This window comes from Bradyrhizobium sp. AUGA SZCCT0176, from assembly GCF_018130145.1.
Taxonomy (GTDB): Bacteria; Pseudomonadota; Alphaproteobacteria; order Rhizobiales; family Xanthobacteraceae; genus Bradyrhizobium.
Genome location: NZ_JAFCMB010000003.1, coordinates 22308 through 44976 on the forward strand (window position 1 = coordinate 22308; position 22669 = coordinate 44976).

The window sequence follows — 22669 nt, forward strand, 5'->3', positions numbered from 1 at the left end:
CCAGCCCCGCCGAATTAGCCGTCAGATCTTGCCATCGGAATCGCAGATCGATTTCAGCGCTTGCCATTCCTCCGGCGTCAGCAGCGGCGGCTTGCTGGCCGGCCGGTCTTCCCGGGTCATCCGCGCCAGCCGATCCTCGCTCATCGGATGGCTGGAGATGATGGAGAGGCCCTTGCCTCCCTTGCCGGTGACACGGACGAGCAACTCGCCCATCGGCTTGGTCGGCCGGCCCAGCCGGTGCATGACGTCGATCGAGAAGCCGTCGGCATCCTGCTCGGCCTCGCGCGAATGCGACGAGGTGACGAGCGTCTTTGATGCAAAGATCAGGGCGCTGGAGCCCGTGATGTCGCCGAACAGCAACCCGACCAGAAACGCTGTGCCGCCGTCGCGGATCAATCCCCGCATGTTGTCGCGATGCTTGTGGTGGCCGAGTTCGTGCGCCAGCACGCCTGCGATCTCGTCGGCGTTCTCGGCCTTCGCCAGCAATCCGTTGAACATGTAAACCCTGCCGCCCGGCAGCGCGAAGGCATTGGGCACCGACGACGACAGCACGCTGGACTGTACCGAAGTATCCATCCCGGCCGATTCACGTATCGCAGTCATCAGCTTGACGAAGGCTTTTTGCCCGGCCGCATTGTCGCAGACCTTGGCGTCGAAGATCGTCTTGACCTGACTTTCGGCCGCTTCGCCGAGCCGCCGTTCAAAGGCCTCCGGCACCAGCGGCGCCAAACGATCGGCGGCGAGCGGGACACCGAACAATACCACCGCGATGATCGAAACCGTGGCGGCGAGCGACCAGCCGACGATCGCGGCGACGCCGCGGCGGCCCGGCGTGTTCTCATCCAGAGTTGCACAACGCGAGACCAGGTCGGCCGCGACCGCGGCATCGCGAATCTCCAGGCGCGCCAGCGCCGGTGCCGTCAGAGCACTGAGGCGCAGCATGCCGGAGGGACCGTCGGCGCGGCGGATATCGGCATAGGCCCATGCCGCAAGGCTCGTTTCACCGTCGCGGATTTCCAGCCGGTCGGCAAAATGCAGCGTGACCGCGCGCCGCTGGTTCGACTTGCCGTCGAAATAGATCGCCGAACCGCCCGATGGCGATTTCGGGGTACCGGGAGCGTCGCTATCCGTGATGGTACCGGTCATCAGCTAGAAGCCCGCGACATCAAGGCCATCAGCAAAACCTTCACCAAGCGCATTGGCCAGTTCACCCCTTGCCGAAACATTGGCAGCCGCTTCGATGCCGTGGATGTTGATCGATTCCAACACCCGCACCCAGAGATCGCGCATCAGATAGACGCGGATCACGACGTTGAGCGCCAGTGCGAACACCAGGTAGCCGATGCCAGCGAGCACCAGCAACAGGATGCTCTGAGAAGATTCCTGCGACTTGAAGAACTCGCCGAATCCCTCGCCGTTCATGCTGGCGACCAGCGCCGCGGCAGCTGCGAGGTAAACCGTGAAAACGAACCCGAGCAGGACGATCCAGCCGACCACCTTCCAGTACAGGCCGATCAGCCGGCTGCGCGGCAATTCCGATTCCAGGCGCACGCCGCCGATCCGGATGCCGGACAGCCACCAGCGCCATTCGACCGCCTTGAACGCGCCGTAGATGAAGGGTGCGAACAGCGGCATCAGGAACGCCATCGGTGCGAGCAACCACAGCCACCAGCCGCGCTTGAAGAATTCCCAGCCGCTTCCCTCGAACTTCCCCTGCAGATCGCCATAGTATGAATGGCGCATCTTGTAGCGCTCGAGCGCCGCCGTGCGCCATGGCAGCGCCAGGCCGAAAGTCACCATCGACAGCAGGCCCCACAGCGACGCCTGCAAGGCATAGATCCAGCCCGAGCCACTCATCCAGAATCGCACGCCGCGCCACACCGTGCGCGTCAGGCGATAGCGACGGGCGCGAAAGATCGCAAACTGCCCGAACAGATAGAAGAAAGCGACCAGGGGAATGCTGGCGAACGCCTTGTAATGCTCGGCTTCGAGGCCGGCGAGAAAGTAGGCCAGATAGATCGGCACCAGGATCGCGAGTGCAACCAGGAACCCGATCAACAATTCCCGGCCCCGGCCGGTATATTCGGCGCCATCGCCGTCGATCTGGGTATTGCTCCAGAGATGGCGTCGGATGTCGGTGGTGAGCCAGAAGCGGTAGAAGCCCAGCGTCACCAATTCCAGCCCGGCGCCGCGCTTCACCAGGTGAAAGAATTCATCACGCTTGCCGGAAAACCCCACTGGCATCGGCGGCGGTTTCGGCAGCGGCGGTAGCGATGGCGGCCCGAGCGGGGTCCAACTCATCTGGTTCACGGGTCAACTCCAAGGCAGCGGGCAACAAGTCGGGTTTACACCAATTTGTCGGCTGGAGTGTGATCCGGTTCACTTACGCTGACTTGTCGAACAGCTCCCGCCCGATCAGCATGCGCCGGATTTCGCTGGTTCCGGCGCCGATTTCGTAGAGTTTGGCGTCGCGCAACAGCCTGCCGGTCGGATAGTCGTTGATGTAGCCATTGCCGCCGAGCAGCTGGATGGCGTCGAGCGCGCATTGCGTCGCCTTCTCGGCGGCATAGAGGATGGCGCCGGCCGCGTCCTCGCGCGTGGTCTCGCCGCGGTCGCAGGCTTTTGCCACCGCATACACATAAGCGCGCGAGGCGTTCATCGTGGTGTACATGTCGGCGATCTTGCCCTGCACCAGCTGGAAGGTGCCGATCGGCTGGCCGAACTGCTTGCGCTCATGCACGTAAGGCAGCACTACGTCCATGCAGGCCTGCATGATGCCGATGGGACCCGCGGCCAGCACCGCGCGTTCATAATCGAGGCCCGACATCAGGACGTTGACGCCGCGGCCGACTTCGCTGAGCACGTTCTCTTCCGGCACTTCGCAATTGTCGAACACCAGTTCGCAGGTATCGGAGCCGCGCATGCCGAGCTTGTCGAGCTTTTGCGCGGTCGAGAATCCCTTCATGCCCTTTTCGATGATGAAAGCGGTGATGCCGCGCGGGCCGGCATTGGCGTCGGTCCTGGCATAGACCACCAGCGTGTCGGCGACCGGGCCGTTGGTGATCCACATCTTGCTGCCGGTCAGGACGAAGCGGTCGCCCTTCTTGTCCGCCCGCGTCTTCATCGACACCACGTCGGAGCCGGAATCCGGCTCCGACATCGCCAATGATCCGACATGTTCGCCCGAGATCAGTTTCGGCAGATATTTGCGCTTCTGCGCGTCGTTGCCGTTGCGGCGGATCTGGTTGACGCAGAGGTTGGAATGCGCGCCGTACGAAAGACCGACCGCCGCTGATGCCCGCGACATTTCCTCGACCGCGATGCAGTGCTCGAGATAGCCGAGCCCGGTGCCGCCATATTCCTCCTCGACGGTAATGCCGTGCAGGCCGAGCGCGCCGATTTTGGGCCAGAGATCCCTTGGAAACTGGTTGCTCTTGTCGATTTCGGCCGCGCGCGGCGCGATCTCCTTGCTCGAAAAGGCAAACACGGTCTCGCGAATGGCATCCGCGGTTTCACCGAGGTCGAAATTGAACATCCGGTACGCATTGGGAATCATGGTCGGGCGACCTCCGGCGAAATATCGTTATTGGGATAAGCCTTAACCCCTGCAGGCGCGCTTGTCACGGGGAATGATACGGCTCCGTATCGGCCCCGACCGGGTGTAAAGTTCAATGCGGCCGGAGCATCAAAACTGTCCCTTGCTCCGGCACGTACGAACGGCTGTAATCGGTCCAAAATACCGCCACCGGGCGAATCCCGGCGCGCGGAGAACAATCAGGGAGCCGCTCCATGCAGGGAACCATCGAACTCACCCAGGATTCCATTGAACTGGACTCCCGGCAAAAGGCCGCACGCGAGCGCGCTTATTCGCTGCCGCTGGCCGAGTTCGACCCCGGCGATCCCGAACTGTTCAAGACCGATACGTTCTGGCCGTATTTCGACCGGCTGCGCCGCGAAGCGCCGGTGCATTACTGCAAGGACAGCATGTTCGGGCCGTATTGGTCGATCACCAAATACAACGACATCATGGACATCGAGACCAACCACGCGGTGTTCTCGTCGGCGGCCTATCTCGGCGGCATCACCATCCGCGACGTCGCAACCGATCTGCGCCGCGAAAGCTTCATCGCCATGGACCAGCCGCGCCACTCGGCGCAGCGCAAGACCGTGGCACCGATGTTCACGCCAACCCATCTCGACCAGCTTGCGATCAACATCCGCAAGCGGTCGGCCGAATGCCTCGACAATCTGCCGCGAGGCGAAGTGTTCGACTGGGTCGACCGGGTCTCGATCGAGCTCACCACGCAGATGCTCGCGGTGCTGTTCGACTTCCCCTGGGAGGACCGCCGCAAGCTGACGCGCTGGTCCGACATTGCGACGACGATACCCGGGCCCGGCGGCCTCGTCGCCACCGAAGAGGCGCGGCAGGCCGAACTTCTGGAATGCGCGACCTACTTCGCCACGCTCTGGAAGGACCGGATCAACCAGCCGCCGAAGAGCGACCTGCTATCGATGATGGCGCACAGCGAAGCCACGCGCGACATGGACCCGAAGAATTTCCTCGGCAATCTGATCCTCTTGATCGTCGGCGGTAATGACACCACCCGCAACACGCTGTCGGGCAGCATCTATGCGCTGAGTAAGAACCCCGACCAGTACAGGAAGTTGCGCGACAATCCCGCGCTGATCGACAGCTTCGTTCCCGAGGTGATCCGCTGGCAGACGCCGCTGGCGCATATGCGGCGCACAGCGCTCGAGGATATCGAGTTCCGCGGCAAGCAGATCAAGAAGGGTGACAAGGTCGTGATGTGGTACGTCTCGGGCAACCGCGACGAAGAGGTGATCGATCGCCCCTACGAGTTCATCATCGACCGCGCCCGACCCCGTACCCACATCTCCTTCGGCTTCGGTATCCACCGCTGCGTAGGCCTACGGCTGGCGGAACTGCAATTGAAGATTATCTGGGAAGAGATTCTCAAGCGCTTCGACAAGATCGAGGTGATGGATGAGCCGAAGCGGGTTTATTCAAGCTTTGTCAAGGGTTACGAGACCCTGCCCGCCCGTATCGTCGGCTAGCCAGCAGTTCCGCCCAAATCGGCACGGGCTTTGCGCATCGAGCGTCTGCAAGTTATAGTCTAATACATTTCCTATTGCGTTTCCTTGCACCCAGGGGATGACTGACGATGAACGTCCTGACCGCGATCCGAGGCGACAGACAAGAGCTCCTGCGCGCCGCGCGCGAGGAGGCCTATTCGACGCCGCTCAGCGAATTTCACCCAGGTGCGCCAAAGCTGTTCCAGAACGATACGTTGTGGCCGTGGTTCGAGCGGCTGCGCAAGGAAGAGCCGGTGCATTACTGCACTAACGCGCCGATCGAGCCGTACTGGTCGGTGACCAAATACAACGACATCATGCATGTCGACACCAACCACGGCATCTTCTCCTCCGACTCGACGCTCGGCGGTATCTCGATCCGCGACGTGCCGCCCGGCTACGACTATCCGAGTTTTATTGCGATGGACCAGCCGCGGCATTCGTCGCAGCGCAAGACCGTATCGCCGATGTTTACGCCGACGCATCTCGATGAGCTGGCAAAGCTGATCCGCGAGCGCGCCTGCAAGGTGCTTGATGGCCTGCCGCGCAACGAGACCTTCAACTTCGTCGACCGCGTCTCGATCGAACTGACCACGCAGATGCTGGCGACGCTGTTCGACTTCCCCTGGGAAGAACGCCGCAAGCTGACGCGCTGGTCCGACGTCTCGACCGCGCTGCCCAAGAGCGGCGTTGTGGAATCGCCGGAACAGCGACGGCAGGAAATGGACGAATGCTACGCCTATTTCTCAAAGCTCTGGAATGAGCGCGTCAACAGCGAGCCGCGCAACGATCTGCTGTCCATGATGGCCCATAGCGAGGCGACGCGCCACATGGACCCCGATAATCTGATGGGCAACATCATCCTCTTGATCGTCGGCGGCAACGACACCACCCGCAACACCATGAGCGGCTCGGTGCTGGCGCTGAACGAGCATCCCGAGCAGTACCAGAAGCTGCGCGACAATCCGGCATTGATCGACAGCATGGTGCCGGAAGTAATCCGCTGGCAGACGCCGCTGGCGCATATGCGGCGCACCGCGCTGGTCGATACCGAAATCGGCGGCAAGAAGATCGCAAAGGGTGACCGCGTCGTGATGTGGTACGTCTCCGGCAACCGCGACGAAGAGGCTATCGAGAAGCCCGACGAATTCATCATCGACCGCGCCCGGCCGCGTACCCACCTGTCATTCGGCTTCGGCATCCACCGCTGCGTCGGCATGCGGCTGGCCGAGCTGCAGCTGAAAATCGTGTGGCAGGAAATGCTGAAGCGTTTTGACCGTATCGAGGTGGTCGGCGAGCCGAAGCGGGTCTATTCCAGTTTTGTGCGCGGCATCGAATCGCTGCCGGTCAGAATTTCTTGAGCGAGCTCAATTCGCCTCAGGCTATCAACGCCAAAGGCTTTACTGGCGCCCCTATAACATCGCGGCATGGCAGCTTGAACCAGATGAGAAGGCCGCGCTGCGGTATTTTCGGCTAGACCTTGGGCGTGGTCACGCAGGAGACGTGACCCCGAACCGAGGCTGCCATGAACGATGCTGCTGTCAGGGATGACGCCAAAGACGATACCCAGGCCGGCCAAAGCTGGCCGCTCCAGATCTACAAGACGCTGAAAGCGCATGGCGTCTCGCAAATCTCCTATGTTCCCGATGCCGGCCACTCCCGGCTGATCGAGCTGTCGCACGCCGATCCCGCGATCCAGACCACCGTCTTGACCACCGAAGAGGAAGGCGTCGCGCTATCCGCCGGCGCCTGGCTCGGCGGTGACCGCTCGGTGCTGTTGATGCAGTCGAGCGGCGTCGGCAATTGCGTCAACATGTTCTCGCTCGCCGCAAGCTGCCGCCTGCCGTTCCTGACGCTGGTGACGATGCGCGGCGAATGGGCGGAGTTCAATCCGTGGCAAATCCCGATGGGCAAAGCGACGCAGCAGGCGTTTGAGATCATGGGCGTCACCGTGTTCCGGCTCGATCGTCCCGAGGACGCGGAAGAGATGATTTCGGCGGCCTGTTCGCTGGCGTTCGAGGGCGACCAGCAGATCGCGGTGCTGATCTCGCAGCGCATGCTCGGCCGCAAAAAGTGGACGGAGACGAAGTGATGGTCCAGAATTTCACGCTTGGTCGCCGCGAGGCCGTCAAGGCGCTGCTCGCCGACCGTAAGGATCTGCTTGTGGTGACCGGGCTCGGCTCGGCCTCCTATGACGTGTTCGATGCCGGCGAGCATCCCGGTAATTTCTATCTGTGGGGCGCGATGGGCGGCGCCGGCATGGTCGGCCTTGGCCTTGCGCTGGCGCAGCCGAAGCGGCCGGTCGCCGTGATCACCGGCGACGGCGAGCAGTTGATGGGCATCGGCAGCCTGCTGACCATCGCGACCAAGATTCCGGGCAATCTGACCATCGTCATTCTTGACAACGGCCACTTTGGCGAGACCGGCATGCAAGTCAGCCATTCCGGTCTCGGCGCCCAGCTCGACGTGATCGCGACCGGCGCGGGCTTTCGCTCGGTGACCGAGATAACCGACATCAAGGGCGTCAATGATTATCGGCCGACGCTGCAGCGCATCGACGCCGGGCCGCGGCTGGCGCGGATTCGTATCGCCACCGGCCATGTCGATCGCGCGCTGCCGCCGCGCGACGGCGTGTTCCTGAAAAACCGCTTCCGGGAAAATCTGGGGTTTGCGGTTACGTAGGGCGTGACGGGGGATTGCGTCGTGTGGATAGACCCCCACCCCAGCCCTCCCCCGCAAGCGGGAGAGGGAGCGCACTGCCTTCTCGGTTACTAGTGGACTTTAGCGCTTCAAGCGACCTGGATATCCCAGAGGCCTTCCTTGCGGCAGGCGTCGACCTCCTTGCGGAGCAGATCAGTGACGAGCGTGATGGCGGTCGAACCGGGATGCTCGATAGGGGACGCGATGGTGAGTTCGCGCATCGGCGCCGGTTTGGAAATCGTGGCGACCTCCAGCCGTCCGTCGGCGACTTCCGCGCGCAGCGAGGACGGCGGCAGCAGGGCGTATCCGAGGCCCTCCTCGACCAGGCTGGTCAGGACGCGAAAAGAATCCGCCTCGACCTGGACATCGAGCTTCAGTTTCTTCTTTGCCGCCGCATGCTCAATCAGCGTCCGGAGCCCGTGCGAATGACTGGGCAACACCAGCCGCTGCCGCAGCAGCCAATCGATATCGACCTGCTTCTTCTTCGTCAGCCCGCAACCGCGCGGGCCGACGGCGACGATCTTGTCGCGGCCGAGGTGTTGCACGGTGAGGTGCAGATCGGCCGACGGCCCGTAGATCACGGCCAAGTCCATCTGGCCGCGGTGCAACCACTCGATCAGATGTCCGCTGTAGCTCTCGACGATGCAGAGCGAGATGCCCGGATAGCTTTCGACGGTGCGTCGCGCCAGCCGCGCCGAGATCACGCAACTCACCGTTGGAACCAGACCCAGCACCACCCGTCCCGACGGTGGTCCGCCGGAGGACTGGATATCGTCGCGAATTTGATCGATTTGCCGAACGATGCCGGCGGTCCGCGCCAGCAGCAGACGGCCGGCCTCGGTCAGCACCATGCCGCGGCCGTTCCGGGTAAACAGCTCGGCGCGCAGCTCGTGTTCGAGCAGCTTGATCTGGCGGCTGAGCGCCGGCTGCGCGACCCGCAACGTGTCGGAGGCCTTGCTGAGGCTTCCGAGTTCAGCCACGCAACTGAACGTCCTCAGCTGTCGGAAATCCATGCTTGCCAATCTTGGAATGCAAGTTAATACGCTATAACAGTTGAGCATAGGGACTTCACGGTGGTTTCACAACTGCAAGCCCATCCCCAATCACAACGACGGCACTTCAAATGACCGCACACGAACAACCCGACGAGTACGCCGATATCCGCAATGCGGTCGCGAAACTCTGCGCCCAGTTCCCCGGCGAATACTGGCGCAAGCTCGACCGCGAGATGAAATATCCGAGCGAGTTCGTCGATGCGTTGACGCAGGCGGGCTACCTCTCGGTGCTGATCCCCGAGGAATACAACGGCGCCGGGCTGAAGCTGTCGGCCGCGGCCGCGATCCTCGAAGAGATCCAGCGCGCCGGCTGCAATGGTGGCGGCTGCCACGCCCAGATGTACACCATGGGCACGCTGCTGCGGCACGGCAGCGACGAGCAGAAGGCAAAATGGCTGCCCAAGATCGCGAGCGGTGAATTGCGCCTGCAGGCGTTCGGCGTCACCGAACCCACCAGCGGCACCGATACCTCCTCGCTGAAGACCTTTGCCAAACGCGACGGCAACAACGGCTACATCGTCAACGGCCAGAAGATCTGGACCAGCCGCGCCGAATATTCCGACCTGATGATCCTCTTGGCGCGCACCACGCCGAAGGAGGACGCCAAGAAGCGCACCGATGGTCTGTCGGTGTTCATCGTCGACATGCGCGAAGCGAAAGGCAACGGCCTCGAGATCCGCCCGATCCGCACCATGATGAACCACGCCACCACGGAAGTGTTCTTCACGGACATGCGGGTGCCCGCCGAAAACCTGATCGGCGAGGAAGGCAAGGGCTTCCGCTACATCCTGTCCGGCATGAACGCCGAACGCATCCTGATTGCCGCGGAATGCATCGGCGACGCCAAATGGTTCATCGCCAAAGCCACCGCCTATGCCAAGGAGCGCGTGGTGTTCGGCCGTCCGATCGGCCAGAACCAGGGCGTTCAGTTCCCGATTGCCAAGGCTTACGCGCAGATGCGCGCGGCTGAGCTGATGGTGAAGGAAGCCACCCGCAAATATGAAGCCGGGCTCGATTGCGGCGCCGAGGCCAACATGGCCAAGATGCTGGCGGCCGACGCTTCCTGGGAAGCCGCCAATGCCTGCGTGCAGACCCATGGCGGCTTTGCATTCGCCGAAGAATACGACGTCGAGCGCAAATTCCGCGAGACGCGGCTCTATCAGGTCGCGCCGATCTCGACCAATCTCATCCTGTCCTTCGTATCCGAGCACGTGCTCGGCATGCCCCGCTCCTACTGAGAACACATAATGCTGCCGTTAGAGGGATTGATCGTCGTCGCCGTCGAACAGGCGGTCGCCGCGCCGTTTTGCAGCTCGCGGCTGGCGGATGCCGGCGCCCATGTCATCAAGGTGGAACGCCCCGAGGGTGATTTTGCCCGCGGCTATGACGCCGCGGCGAAGGGACAGAGCAGCTATTTCGTCTGGCTCAACCGCGGCAAGAATTCCGTGGTCGTCGATCTCGCGACCAAGGACGGGCGTGCGGCGATGGAGGAGCTGATCGCGAGCGCCGACGTGCTGTTGCAAAATCTAAAACCCGGCTCGATGGACAAGCTCGGCTTCTCGCTGGAGCGATTGCGCAAGGATTATCCGGCGCTGATCTGCTGCACTATATCAGGCTATGGCGATGACGGCCCCTATGCCGACCGCAAGGCCTATGACCTCCTGATCCAGGCAGAGAGCGGTCTCGCCTCGATTACCGGCGGGCCGGAAGGCCCGTCCCGCGTCGGCATTTCCGTCGTCGATATCGCGACCGGCGCCACCGCGCATGCTACGATCCTTGAGGCACTGATCGCACGCGGCCGTACCGGAAAGGGCGCCGATATCCGGATCTCGATGTTCGACGTGATGGCCGACTGGATGGCGGTGCCGCTGATCAATTCGGAAGCCGGCAATCCGCCGAAGCGGATGGCGCTGGCGCATCCTTCCATTGCGCCCTACGGCGTATTCCAGTCCAAGGACGGCAAGGGCATCCTGATCTCGATCCAGAGCGAGCGCGAGTGGAAGAAACTCTGCGCCGAGGTGCTGGACCAACCCGATCTGCCCAATGATCCTCGCCTGGCCAACATGGTCGAACGCGTCAGGAACCGCGCCGTCACCGACCAGATCGTGGCCGACAGCTTTGCCACGATGGATCGCGTCGATCTCCTGAAGCGGCTGGCGGACGCCGACATCGCCTTTGCCGAGGTCAACACCATGGCCGACCTTGCCGTGCATCCCCATCTGCGCCGCATCGAGGTCGATACGCCGAAGGGCAAGGTGAGCTACGCCGCGCCGGCTGCGATCTTCGTCGGCGAGAACAGGCGTTACGGCGCGGTGCCCGCGATCGGCGAGCACGTCGAACTCCCCAAAGCTGCTGCACGGGCCAAATCGCCATGACGGAAAAACTCGACCTCGATCATTTGCGCGGCTGGATCGGAAAAACCACCGAAGCCTCCGACATCGTCACCGGGCAACTCGTCAAGGGTTTGCGCGCGACGCTGTTTCAGGAGATCGGTGAACCCAGGACCGGCGACGCCGCGCCCTGGACCACGCATTGGTGCCTGGCGCAGCCGGTGTTTCCGATGTCGCAGCTGGGCCCGGACGGCCATCCGACCCGCGGCGGCTTCCTGCCGCCGGTGCCGCTGCCGCGCCGGATGTGGGCCGGCGGCGAGCTCGAATTTCTCGATGCGTTGCGCGTGGGCGATGAAGCCAAGCGTACCTCGCGCATCGCTGACGTGACGATGAAGACCGGCAGCACCGGCGCGTTATGTTTTGTCTCTGTCGAGCACACGATCACGACCCCGCGCGGGGTCGCGATCCGCGAGCGCCAGGACATCGTCTATCGCGACATGTCGAGCACGCCGCCGGCGGCTTCCGGCAAGCCGGCCCCGCCGCCACCCGTTGCAAAGCACCGCGAAAGCCACATGGCCGACCCCGTGCTGCTGTTCCGCTATTCGGCGCTGACCTTCAACGGCCACCGCATCCATTACGACCGCGACTACGTCACCAAGGTCGAGGGCTATCCGGGGCTGGTGTTCCACGGTCCGCTGCAGGCGGCCCTGATCGTGGAGTTCGCCGCCAAACTGCACGGCGGCGCGGCGCCGAAGAAACTTGGCTATCGCGGCGTGCAGCCGCTGTTCGAAGGCAGCGAGTTCTCGGTCAATGCCAACGACACCGGCGCCGGCCTGGAACTGTGGACCGCCAATTCGGACGGCCAGCCGACCATGAAGGGTACGGCGACGTGGTGAAGGGTTGACGTCATTCCGGGGCGATGCAAAGCATCGAACCGCAGGTGCGCGATTGCGCACCGGGGAATCTCGAGATTCCGGGTCTGGTCCTGCGGACCATCCCGGAATGACGGTTTCCCTTTCTGAGGGCCCGACGTTGTCTCAAAATTCTTCCAAGACCAAATCGACCACCGTCAAGGACGCCACCTTCAACCTGCTGCGGGCGTTCGGCGTGAAAAAAGTGTTCGGCAATCCCGGCTCGACGGAATTGCCGTTCCTGAGCGACTGGCCTGACGACATCGATTACGTGCTGGGGCTGCACGAAGCCTCCGTGGTCGGCATGGCCGACGGCTATGCGCAGGCGACCCGCAACGCCGGCTTCGTCAACCTGCATTCCGCCGCCGGCGTCGGCAATGCGCTCGGCAACATCTTCAACGCCTACCGCAACCAGACGCCGATCGTCATTACCGCCGGCCAGCAGGCGCGCTCGATCATGCCGCTGCTGCCGTTCCTGTTTGCCGAACGGGCGACGGAATTTCCGCAGCCTTATGTAAAGTACAGCATCGAGCCGGCGCGGCCCGAGGACGTGCCGGCCGCGATCGCGCGCGCCTATTACGTCGCGATGCAGCCGCCGTGCGGACCGACCTTCGTCTCGGTGCCGGTCGACGACTGGACGCGGCCGACGCAGCCGGTGGAAGCGCGCCAGGTCAGCCGCGAGCTCGGGCCTGATCCGGCTGCGATGAAGGCGCTGGTATCAGCGCTCAACGACAGCAAACGCCCTGCCCTCGTCGTTGGCCCCAGCGTCGATCGCGCGGAGGCCGTCGACCTGATGGTGCGCGTGGCAGAGAAAGCCCGCGCCGCGGTGTGGGTCAGCCCGTTCTCGGCGCGCTGTTCGTTTCCGGAGCGTCATCCGCAATTCGCGGGCTTTTTGCATGCCTCGCCGGGACAGGTTTCCGACGCGCTGCGCGACCACGACCTCGTGGTCGTGATCGGCGCGCCAATTTTCACCTTCCATGTCGAAGGCCACGCCGCGATCTTCGATGGCGCCACCACGATCTTCCAGATCACCGACGATCCGACCGCGGCGGCGGTGACGCCGTCAGGCACCAGTATCGTCGCGACGATGAAGCCGGCGCTGACGATGCTGCTGGAACTGTTGCCCGAAACGCAGCGCGTGATCCCTGCGGGCCGCGCGCTGCTTCCCGCGCCTTTGGCCGCGGATCCGATCCCCACCGAATTCCTGCTGGATGCGCTGTTCCACGCCATGCCCAAGGATGCCGCGCTGGTCGAGGAAGCGCCGTCGCACCGCCCGGCGATGCAAAAATTCATGCCGATGCGCGGCCAGGACAGTTTTTACACCATGGCGAGCGGCGGCCTCGGCTACAGCCTGCCCGCCGCGGTCGGAATATCACTGGGACGTCCCGAGGTGCGTACCGTCTGCCTGATCGGTGATGGGTCGGCGATGTATTCGATCCAGGCGCTGTGGACCGCGGCCCAGCGCAAGCTGCCGCTGACGGTGGTGGTGATCAACAATTCCGGCTACGGCGCGATGCGCTCGTTCAGTCAGGTGATGCAGGTCCGCAACGTGCCCGGCCTCGAACTGCCCGACCTCGATTTCGTCAAGATTGCGGAGGGCATGGGCTGCGACGCGGTGCGCGTCAGCAAGGCATCGGAGCTTGGCGCTGCGCTGAAGCGCGGGCTGGCGCATGAGGGTGCCAGCCTGATCGAGGTGATGGTGGATTCGGCGGTGCCGCTGCTTTACACGAAGAAGGATTGACGCGGCCCCCGCTCTCTCCGCGTCATTGCGAGGAGCACTTGCGACGAAGCAATCCATCTTTCTTTTCTTGGCTGTGGATTGCTTCGCTGCGCTCGCAATGACGGAGGAGGACCTCCGTCACTTCCCGTAAGCTTCCCGCATCTTGGCCTGGATCTTCGCCATGCCTGATATCCAGCGATCGTAATTCTCGGTCTTCTTGCGCATGTAACCGAGCACCTGTGGATGCGGCAGAATCGCAAAGGTTTCCTGCTCCAGGCCCGCGAGTACATCCTGCGCCACCTGTTCGGCCGACAGATCGCCGTCGCCGGATTGCGGGCCTTTTGGAATCGACCTCAGCATCGCGGTATCGACGCCCTGCGGACACAGGATCGAAACCTTGATGCCGTCGGCCTTGTGCGAGATCGCGAGATTTTCCGCAAAGCCCACGGCCGCATGTTTGGTGGTCGAATAGGCCGGGCTGCCGACCTGCGACAGCAGTCCCGCCGCTGAAATCGTGTTGAGGAAATAGCCACCGCCGCGCGCCTTCATGCGCGGGATCAGGTGCCGCGCGGCATAGACATGCGCCATGACGTGAACCGCCCAGCTTCGTGACCAGGGCTCGTCCGAAGTTCCGCCCGCGTTGGTGGATAGCGGATCGAAGCCGCCGCCGATTCCGGCATTGGAACAGAACAACGCGATCGGGCCGAATTGCTTCTCGGTCTCCTCGATGACGTGCAGGACATCCTTTTCCTTGCCGACATCGCATTTGAAGGCCGCACCATTGATCGGGGTGGCGACGGTTCGCGCGCCGTCCGGATTGATGTCGGCGACCACGACCTTGGCCGCGCCCGCACGGTGGAAGGCTTCGCACAGCGCCCGGCCGATGCCGCTGGCGCCGCCGGTGACAACCACGACTTTTCCGGTCACCTGCATGGCCGTTCTCCCCTTGATTACTGTTTTCAACTGAACCCGGATCGGAAACGTAAGCCTCGCCCGGAAAATTGTCACGGAGCGATAAAACGTGCCCCCAGGATCGTCAATGCGCTGTCCGATCCCTCGGCCGCCATCGCAACTGAAGCTTGATTTTGGCCCGCCAATCGCCACTTTTGCGGGTGATCGCCCGCCCAATGTCTCATTGCCCTCTCATCGAGCCCTCCACGACGCATGGCCCCCAGTTTTCAGGATATCGTCGAGGAAGCGCGGTTGTCGGCGCGGGCGCTGTTGGATTACGGCGACAGCTTCTTCCATCCGACGGTGCGGCTCGGCGTCACCGGCCTGTCCCGCGCCGGCAAGACCGTGTTCATCACGGCGCTGATCCACGGCCTCACCCGCGGCGGCCGTTTTCCGGTGTTCGAAGCGTATGCGACCGGGCGCATCGCCCGCGCCCGGCTCGAGCCGCAGCCCGATGACGCGGTGCCGCGCTTCGATTACGAGAACCACGTCCGCACCCTGATCGAGGAGCGGCGCTGGCCGGCATCCACCGTCGACATCAGCGAGTTACGACTGGTGATGGACTATCAGCGCCAGAACGGCGCCGATCGCACGCTGACGCTTGATATCGTCGACTATCCCGGCGAATGGCTGCTCGACCTGCCGCTGCTCAACAAGAGTTTCGAGCAATGGTCGGCCGAGAGCCTTGCGCTCTCACGCGAAGGCCCGCGCGAAAAGCTCGCCACGCCCTGGCACGAGCATCTGGCGACGCTGACCGCCGAGGCCCGCGAGGACGAACCCGCGGCGCGCATGGCGGCGAAGCTGTTCACCGATTATTTGCGCGCCTGCCGCGACGAGCGCTTCGCGATGAGCCTGCTGCCGCCCGGACGCTTCCTGATGCCGGGCAATCTTGCAGGCTCGCCGGCGCTGACCTTCGCGCCGCTCGACGTGCCAACCGACGGCACCGCGCCCGACGGTTCGCTGTGGGCAATGATGCGGCGGCGTTACGAGGCCTACAAGGATGTCGTGGTGCGGCCGTTCTTCCGCGATCATTTCGCGCGGCTCGATCGCCAGATCGTGCTGGTCGACGCGCTCGCGGCGTTCAACGCCGGACCGGAAGCGCTGCACGATCTCGAAGCCGCGCTCGCCGGCATCCTCGATTGCTTCCGGATCGGCCGCAGCACGATTCTGAGCAATCTGTTCCGGCCGCGGATCGATCGCATCCTGTTTGCCGCGACCAAGGCCGATCATTTGCATCATTCCAGCCATGACCGGCTGGAGGCCATATTGCGCCGTGCCGTCGCCAAGGCGGCCGACCGCGCCGAATATGCCGGAGCGTCCATCGACGTCGTGGCATTGGCCGCGGTGCGCGCCACCCGCGAGGCGATGGTGGCGCGCGGCCGGGAAAAACTGCCCTCGCTACTGGGTACGCCGGCATCAGGTGAAGTCGCCAATGGTGATACGTTCGACGGCGAAACGGAGGTCGCGACCTTTCCGGGTGACCTGCCCATCGATCCCGAGGAACTTTTCAAAGGCACGTTCCGCGGCCTCTCCAGCACGCCTTCCGAAAAGGCCGATTATCGCTTCCTGCGCTTCCGGCCGCCGCTGTTGCAGCGCGAAGGCGGCGAAGAGCCGGCTCTGCCTCACATCCGCCTTGACCGCGCCCTCCAGTTCCTGATCGGAGACAAACTGCAATGAGCGAGAAGACGCCCCATCGGCGGCCGGCGACGTTCAAGCTCGACGATCCCGGCGTGATCGTGATGGATCCGGATGATGCCAGCCGCCCCGCGCGCGGCACGGTGCACATCACGCCGGAGCCCGACCCTGCGCAGTTGCCGGTGCCGATCGACAGGCCGCTGGTCCCGGCCAGGCGCGGCTTCCGCTGGGGCACGCTGTTCTGGACCGCCACCGGCGGGCTGGTGTTGCTCGGCCTCGGGCTCGGCGTTGTCAACCTGATCGAGGATCTGTTCGCGCGCAGCCAGACAATGGGTTACGTCGCGCTGGCGTTTGCCGTCGCCGCGGCGCTGGCGCTGACGGTTGTGATCGCGCGCGAAGCGTTCGGGCTGGCGAGGCTTGCCGCCATCGAGAAGCTGCACCAGCGCGCCGCCGAAGTGTTGCTCAGCGACGATCGCGCCGCCAGCCGCGCCATCGTCAATGACCTCTTGAAGCTCGCGCATCAGAACCCGCAACTGGCGCGCGCCCGCGCCACGCTGGTGGGTCACGCTGACGACATCATCGACGGCGCCGACATGATCAAGCTGGCCGAGCGCGAATTGATGGCGCCGCTCGACGAGGAGGCGCGGCGGCTGGTCTCCACGGCGGCGCAACGCGTCTCGGTCGTGACAGCGGTCAGCCCGCGCGCGCTGATCGACGTGCTGTTCGTGTTCGTCGCCGCCATGCGGCTGATCCGGCAATTGGCGCGGCTCTATGGCGGCCGGCCGGGAACGCTCGGCATGCTCAGCCTGCTGCGCCATGTGATCGGCCACCTCGCCGTCACCGGCGGCATGGCGATTGGCGACAGCCTGGTGCAGCAGATGCTCGGCCATGGCATCGCGGCCAAACTTTCGCAGCGGCTCGGCGAAGGCGTGCTCAACGGGCTGCTCACCGCCCGGCTCGGCCTCGCCGCCATCGACGTGACACGGCCGCTACCCTTCACCGCGCTGCCGCGGCCCGCACTCGGCGATCTCGCCAAAGACCTTTTGCGCAAGCGCGACGGCGAGGAGTGACATCTCCGGCTGTGCGTTGCCGGCCAGTACGCGCCAGCGGAACAGCGGCGTGTCCGGCGGCGGCGAGAGTTCGGGCGTCCAGCCGGTCAGCTTCTCCAGCGCATAGGTATCCATCACCACGCCGCGCCAGCTGCGCTCGACCCGTTCGAGCGGCTGCCGCTTGGCTGACGTGAGATCCCAGATCGGCAGGCGGTTGTCCGGCTCGCGCGCGACGTAGAGGCCGGCGTGATCCCGGATCAGATTCATGCCGGGATCGCTAAAGCCCTGAAACCTGCCGCGCTCGTTGATTTGAATAACCGGCACGCGGCCGTTGAAATACCAGCGCAGCATCGCGTAGGTGCGATAGTCCGTCGTGGCGATCCAGGTCGCGCCGGTCCTCTGCAACTGATCCTGGGCGCGCGCCACCACCTGCTGATAGCCGGCCTCGCCGCCGACCGGATCGGCGCGGCCGATCAGGTTCCAGGGGACCGCGACATAATAGAAGAACACGCCGACGACGAAGGCGATGCCGGATATCACCGCGACCCTCGCCCATTTGACGGTGGATGTGATCATCCATTCCGGCCAGCCCTCGCGCGGCAGCATCGCGATGTTGATGGCAGTGGCGGCAAATCCGGCCGGCCACAGAAACATCGGCCAGGTATCGCCGACGCGCAATGTCAGCGACTTCCAGAAGAAGTAGCCGAACGGCACGATGACAGCAGTCGAGAGCAGGATCGCGACCGGCTCGCGATGGCGATAGCCGCGCCACGCCGTCAGCGCCACGCCCGACAGCACCACCGGCAACAGCACGAAGCCGACGAGGCCGAACTGCAGGCCGAGATAATCGCCGACGGTGCGGAGTGACCATTGATGGGTCGCGACCGCGCGCACGAACTGGAAGCGGAACGAGGCCCAGTCGTGCTGGTAGTTCCAGATCAGCACCGGCGCGAACATGATCAATGCAATCAGCGCCGCTGCCCACGGATAGGGACTGAGCAGCCAGCGCCGCCGCCAGTCCGGCACCAGCGCAAACGCCAGCACTGCGGGCAGCAGCATGATCACGGTGAATTTCGACAGCATCGCCAGGCCGGCGAACAGCCCGGCGACGAGCCACCAGCGCGCATTGCCGCTTTCATGGAGCCGGACCAGCGACCACAGCATCGCGACCGCGAGCGGGATCATCGCCGTATCGGGCGCCACCTTCGCCATCAGCAGCCCGTAGTAAAGCGCGGCCTCCGGCATCAGCAGGGCGAACACGATGGCGCGAAAATCACGGGTGACGCGACGGACGATATCGGCAAGCAGCAGCTGCGTGATCAGCATCGCGACGATGCCGCCGAACCGCACGCCGAGATTGGTGTCGCCGAAAATCGCAGTGCCTGATCGAATCAGCCAGGCAATCCCGGGCGGATGGTCGAGAAAGGCCAGCGCGCTCTCCTTCGACCAGGTCCAGTAATAGGCCTCGTCGGTGCGCAGCTCGATTACCCCGGCATAGATCAGCCGCATCGCCGTCATCGCGGCGATCAACGCCACCACGGCAAGCCATGGCCGGCCGGCGCTATCCGGTTTGTTGCTGTTGTCGGGGGCGTTCGTCACGGCGCTTTTTCTTCGACTCCCGAGGGGGTGTCAACGTTTCGCGGCGGAAAAGGTGATTGCCGGGACCACGTTGCAGGGTGTTCACCAAGCGAATAAGGCAATATTGTCGCCGACAGCTTCACTGATGGACCGCATGGCCTCCCTGTCCCGTAAACAAATCACAGCCGCCCTGCGCGGCACCAGCCTGCGGCAAATCCGTCTGGCCAGCGGCGTGGTGCTGTTTGCCTATCTGGTCAGCCATTTCGTCAACCACGCGCTCGGCAATATCTCGATGGAGGCCCTGGCCAGCGGCGTCTACTGGCACACGCTGTTCTGGCATTCTCTGCCGGTCACGCTGGTGTTCTATGCGGCCTGCCTCATTCACACCGGGCTCGGCATCTGGGCGCTGTACGAGCGCCGGCAATTCCGCTGGAAAGCAATCGAGCCGCTGCAGCTTGTGCTGGGCCTCAGCATTCCCGCGATGATCATCACCCACGTGATCGGCGTGCGGCTCGGCTATTCGCTGTACGGTCTCGAAATACTCTACCCGCAGGTGTTCTTTGCGTACTGGATCTCATGGCCGCCGCTCAAAATGTGGCTGCTGTTTGCGGTTCTGGTGATCTCCTGGACGCACGGCTGCATCGGTCTGTATCTGTGGCTGCGCATGAAGGCGTTCTACAAGACCGCCGCGCCCTATCTGCTGGCGTCAGCGGTGCTGATTCCGACGCTTGCCATGCTCGGCCTCTACCAGGGCGGACGCATCGTCGTCGACAGCGACAGCGTCGAATGGCGGGCGGAGAATCTCAAACCATCCCAGACGGGGACATCGGCTGAAAAGGCCGTGTTGAACGATATCACAAACTATCTTCTGATCGGCTATTGGGGACTGCTCATTGTTGCCCTGCTGGCAAAAGGCGCGCGTGCCATCCACGAGCGCCGTGGCGGCATGATCAACCTGTCCTATGGCAACGGCCGAACGATCCGGGTGCCGAAGGGTCTCAGCGTGCTCGAGGCCAGCCTGCGCCACAACGTGCCCCATGCCAGCGTGTGCGGCGGCCGCGCGCGCTGCTCCACCTGCCGTATCCGCATCATCGGCGACCACCACGACCTGCCCGAACCCTCGCAGCGCGAGGCCTTCGTGCTCGGCCGCGTCGGCACGTCGGATCCGTCGATCCGCCTCGCCTGTCAGTTGCGGCCGGCAAACGACCTCTCCTTCTTCCAGCTCTTCCTGCCGCACACCATGTCGGCCGACGCACCGTCGTCCAGTCCGACGCGGATCGGCCAGGAGCGTTATCTCGTCAGCATGTTCGTGGACATGCGCGGCTCGACCAAGCTTGCGGAAAAACGCCTGCCCTTCGACACCGTCTTCATCGTCAATCGATTCCTCGGCGCGGTATCGCAGGCGGTGATCGAAAGCGGCGGCCGGCCGAACCAGTTCGTCGGCGACGGCATGCTGGCGCTGTTCGGGCTTGCCACCAGCCGACAGGAGGCCTGCCGGCAGGCGCTGCGGGCCGCCGCCATGATCGCCGCCAATGTCGACGAGGTGAACAGGTTTCTGGAACATGATCTGCGCGAACCGATCCGTTTCGGCATCGGCATCAATGGCGGCGAGGTGATCGTCGGCGACATCGGCTACCGCGACCATATGGTGTTCACCGCGCTCGGCGATCCCGTCAATGTCGCCGCGCGCCTGCAGGACATGACCAAGAGCCTTTCCTGCGAGGTGGTGATCTCGGACGAGGTCCGCGCCGCCGCAGGCCTGTCCGCCGACGCGCTGCCGCAACATGAAGTCGAGATCCGCGGCCGCAACGAGCCGATGATCGTGCGCCGCGTGTCGGATGCGAGGGAGTTGACGGCGCTGGTCGACGAGAACGCCGCCGCGGCGTGACGGCGGCGTCAGCCGAAGTCGCAGGGTGGGCAGCGCACTTGCCCCGTGCCCACCATTCTCTTGCACGAATGCCACAAGGATGGTGGGCACGCGGAGCCTGTCATCGGGCGCGCATTCGCGCGACCCGCCGGCTTTGCCCACCCTACCATTCCATTCGCGCAACCTCTCCCTGAACAGGCATTCAGAAAATTCTGCCCGATCGAGACGCAGTTTTCTCGAACCCGCTTTTTGGCGCGTACGACTGATAGGCGATGGGTCAGACTGAAACTGAAACCCAGACTGAAACTGAAACGATCAACCCGCGCCAGGACAAGATGTCGAACGCGCATCATTGAAGGAGAAAGACCATGCGTAAAGTTGCTCTCGCTCTCGCCGCCGCCACTTCCCTCGGTGTTATGGCGCTGGCTCCCACCACCGCTTCGGCGGGAGGGTTTTGGCCGCATCACCACCATCACCACCACCACGGTCACTGGGGCCACGGTCACGGCTTCCGCGTCGGCTTCATCGGTGGCGGTTATGACGGCTGCTACGTGACCCGCCGGGTGTTCACCCCGTACGGCGTTGTCCTCCGCACCGTCAACGTCTGCTACTAATCGAACCACTCGTTCGGTTCAGAAACCCCGGTCGCCCAGCGCGGCCGGGGTTTTCTGTTGTGGGTGCTGTTCAGACGTCATTGCGAGCCAACGGGTCGCGCGAATGCGCGCCCGATGACAGGCTTCGCGAAGCAATCCATCTTGCTGCGCAATAAAAGAATGGATTGCTTCGTCGCTTCGCTCCTCGCAATGACGAAAATGCCTTTTCGCCGTTCCACACATCGCTCCCGTTAACGACGTGAAATCCGGCGCAAACCGAGCCGCCTAGCCCATCGCGGCTTTCCGTTTTGTGATCCATTTCACATCTGAACAGCCATTCAGGTAGTTGTCCGCAATGTAATGCGGCTTTCTCGAACCGGTTTTCTCGCACGCACGACTGATGGGCGATGGGTAAGACTGAAACCTGAACGATCAACCCGCGCCAAGACAAGATGTCGACCGCGCTTCACTCAAGGAGAAAGACCATGCTTCGTAAAGTTACTCTCGCTATCGCTGCCGCCGCCACCCTCGGCACCATCGCGCTGGCTCCGACCGCCGCTTCGGCGAAGCCGGTGCACTGGCCGAACTTCCATCACCACCATGGCCATCACCACCACGGCCACCACCACCATGGCTTCGGCTTCAACGTCGGATACGTCGGCGGCGGTTACGACGGCTGCTACGTGAGCCGCCGCGTGTACACCCCGTATGGCGTTGTGTTCCGCACCGTCAACGTCTGCTACTAATCGAACCACAAGTTCGGTTCAGAAACCCCGGTCGCCCAGCGCGACCGGGGTTTTCTGTTGTTGCAATGTAAATGTGAGAAGGAGGTGCAACCGATGACGCAGATCCGGAATCCGGCTGGCTATTCGCGCAACGTCGTTGAGACCGCCGCGTTCAAGCCCGGCGTCGAACGCGAATTTGTGCAGAACAATTGCACCGCTGTCATTCCGCCGACTACATCAAGACGCCGCCGCACGGCGAGAAATTCAAGAAGGATATTTGGGCGGCCGAAGTGACCAGGATGATCAAGGTCTATGGCGCACCGATTGACGATGCGGATGTCTCATCGCGAACTACAAAAACGAGCGGCGGATGAAGGCGCGGATGCCCCCGCTCGGCGCGTCTATTTTGTGAACAACCCCTCCCCCGCACGCCAGGCGAGGGAGGATATCTGGTCAATCCT

The 22669-nt window shown here is 63.5% G+C and carries 19 protein-coding genes and 1 pseudogene; 14 read left to right on the forward strand and 6 right to left on the reverse strand.

From position 1 onward, the window contains the following. Positions 1-21: 21 nt before the first annotated feature. The 3 genes from JQ600_RS08415 to JQ600_RS08425 form a co-directional block, all read right to left on the reverse strand. Positions 22-1146, reverse strand: a complete 1125-nt coding sequence (locus JQ600_RS08415; RefSeq protein WP_212391376.1) for a M48 family metallopeptidase — start codon at positions 1144-1146, stop codon at positions 22-24. A gap of 3 nt (positions 1147-1149) precedes the next feature. Continuing rightward, positions 1150-2310, reverse strand: a complete 1161-nt coding sequence (locus JQ600_RS08420) for a DUF898 family protein (RefSeq protein ID WP_312017244.1) — start codon at positions 2308-2310, stop codon at positions 1150-1152. 73 nt (positions 2311-2383) lie between these two features. Next, on the reverse strand, positions 2384-3556 hold the full coding sequence (locus tag JQ600_RS08425) for an isovaleryl-CoA dehydrogenase (protein WP_192736591.1): 1173 nt from the start codon (positions 3554-3556) through the stop codon (positions 2384-2386). Positions 3557-3789: 233 nt separating this feature from the next. Here JQ600_RS08425 and JQ600_RS08430 point away from each other — a divergent pair, with 233 nt between their 5' ends. The 4 genes from JQ600_RS08430 to JQ600_RS08445 all read left to right on the forward strand — a co-directional run bounded on the left by JQ600_RS08430 (position 3790) and on the right by JQ600_RS08445 (position 7776). Next, complete coding sequence (locus tag JQ600_RS08430) at positions 3790-5076, forward strand: cytochrome P450 (protein ID WP_212263473.1); 1287 nt, start codon at positions 3790-3792, stop codon at positions 5074-5076. Between the two features lie 107 nt (positions 5077-5183). Continuing rightward, the gene (locus JQ600_RS08435) at positions 5184-6455 is read left to right on the forward strand and encodes a cytochrome P450 (RefSeq protein ID WP_212391377.1); all 1272 of its coding nucleotides are present in this window, start codon (positions 5184-5186) and stop codon (positions 6453-6455) included. Between the two features lie 164 nt (positions 6456-6619). Then, on the forward strand, positions 6620-7186 hold the full coding sequence (locus tag JQ600_RS08440) for a thiamine pyrophosphate-binding protein (RefSeq protein ID WP_212263471.1): 567 nt from the start codon (positions 6620-6622) through the stop codon (positions 7184-7186). Beyond that, positions 7186-7776 carry a thiamine pyrophosphate-dependent enzyme gene (locus tag JQ600_RS08445; RefSeq protein ID WP_212391378.1) on the forward strand — a complete coding sequence of 197 codons (591 nt, stop codon included), beginning with the start codon at positions 7186-7188 and terminating at the stop codon, positions 7774-7776. The genes JQ600_RS08440 and JQ600_RS08445 overlap by 1 nt, the downstream gene beginning before the upstream one ends. A 107-nt stretch (positions 7777-7883) precedes the next feature. Here JQ600_RS08445 and JQ600_RS08450 read toward each other — a convergent pair whose 3' ends face one another. Continuing rightward, the gene (locus JQ600_RS08450; RefSeq protein WP_212391379.1) at positions 7884-8807 is read right to left on the reverse strand and encodes a LysR substrate-binding domain-containing protein; all 924 of its coding nucleotides are present in this window, start codon (positions 8805-8807) and stop codon (positions 7884-7886) included. A gap of 110 nt (positions 8808-8917) precedes the next feature. Here JQ600_RS08450 and JQ600_RS08455 point away from each other — a divergent pair, with 110 nt between their 5' ends. The 4 genes from JQ600_RS08455 to mdlC all read left to right on the forward strand — a co-directional run bounded on the left by JQ600_RS08455 (position 8918) and on the right by mdlC (position 13831). Further along, entirely contained in the window at positions 8918-10087 is a 1170-nt protein-coding gene (locus JQ600_RS08455; protein ID WP_212001354.1) for an acyl-CoA dehydrogenase family protein, read from the forward strand. 9 nt (positions 10088-10096) lie between these two features. Continuing rightward, on the forward strand, positions 10097-11224 hold the full coding sequence (locus JQ600_RS08460) for a CaiB/BaiF CoA-transferase family protein (protein WP_212391380.1): 1128 nt from the start codon (positions 10097-10099) through the stop codon (positions 11222-11224). Beyond that, positions 11221-12075, forward strand: coding sequence for a MaoC family dehydratase N-terminal domain-containing protein (locus JQ600_RS08465; protein WP_212263467.1), 855 nt, complete (start codon positions 11221-11223; stop codon positions 12073-12075). The genes JQ600_RS08460 and JQ600_RS08465 overlap by 4 nt, the downstream gene beginning before the upstream one ends. Positions 12076-12211: 136 nt before the next feature. After that, positions 12212-13831 (forward strand): benzoylformate decarboxylase, encoded by a 1620-nt coding sequence (mdlC, locus tag JQ600_RS08470; RefSeq protein WP_212489774.1) that lies wholly within the window; start codon positions 12212-12214, stop codon positions 13829-13831. A gap of 117 nt (positions 13832-13948) precedes the next feature. On the opposite strand, the gene JQ600_RS08475 is transcribed toward mdlC, so the two are convergent. Then, on the reverse strand, positions 13949-14743 hold the full coding sequence (locus JQ600_RS08475) for an SDR family oxidoreductase (RefSeq protein ID WP_192736602.1): 795 nt from the start codon (positions 14741-14743) through the stop codon (positions 13949-13951). Between the two features lie 231 nt (positions 14744-14974). Between JQ600_RS08475 and JQ600_RS08480 the strand changes: the two genes are divergently transcribed. Then, the gene (locus tag JQ600_RS08480; protein WP_212391381.1) at positions 14975-16438 is read left to right on the forward strand and encodes a YcjX family protein; all 1464 of its coding nucleotides are present in this window, start codon (positions 14975-14977) and stop codon (positions 16436-16438) included. Then, entirely contained in the window at positions 16435-17466 is a 1032-nt protein-coding gene (locus JQ600_RS08485; protein WP_212489775.1) for a YcjF family protein, read from the forward strand. Before JQ600_RS08480 ends, JQ600_RS08485 begins: the two co-directional genes overlap by 4 nt. Here JQ600_RS08485 and JQ600_RS08490 read toward each other — a convergent pair. Next, entirely contained in the window at positions 17386-18963 is a 1578-nt protein-coding gene (locus tag JQ600_RS08490; protein ID WP_212391432.1) for a glycosyltransferase family 39 protein, read from the reverse strand. The two genes, JQ600_RS08485 and JQ600_RS08490, sit on opposite strands and share 81 nt — an antisense overlap. 214 nt (positions 18964-19177) lie before the next feature. Between JQ600_RS08490 and JQ600_RS08495 the strand changes: the two genes are divergently transcribed. The 4 genes and pseudogenes from JQ600_RS08495 to JQ600_RS36765 form a co-directional block, all read left to right on the forward strand. Continuing rightward, a complete protein-coding gene (locus JQ600_RS08495) occupies positions 19178-20911 on the forward strand; it encodes an adenylate/guanylate cyclase domain-containing protein (protein WP_212489776.1) in 1734 nt (577 codons plus the stop codon). 347 nt (positions 20912-21258) lie between these two features. Further along, positions 21259-21504: a hypothetical protein gene (locus tag JQ600_RS08500; protein ID WP_212263462.1), complete on the forward strand. Its 246-nt coding sequence runs from the start codon at positions 21259-21261 to the stop codon at positions 21502-21504. 464 nt (positions 21505-21968) lie between these two features. Then, a complete protein-coding gene (locus JQ600_RS08505; RefSeq protein WP_212263461.1) occupies positions 21969-22229 on the forward strand; it encodes a hypothetical protein in 261 nt (86 codons plus the stop codon). A 138-nt stretch (positions 22230-22367) separates the two neighbouring features. Further along, a pseudogene (locus JQ600_RS36765) lies at positions 22368-22582 on the forward strand (hypothetical protein); the annotation flags it as partial. Between the last annotated feature and the right edge of the window lie 87 nt (positions 22583-22669).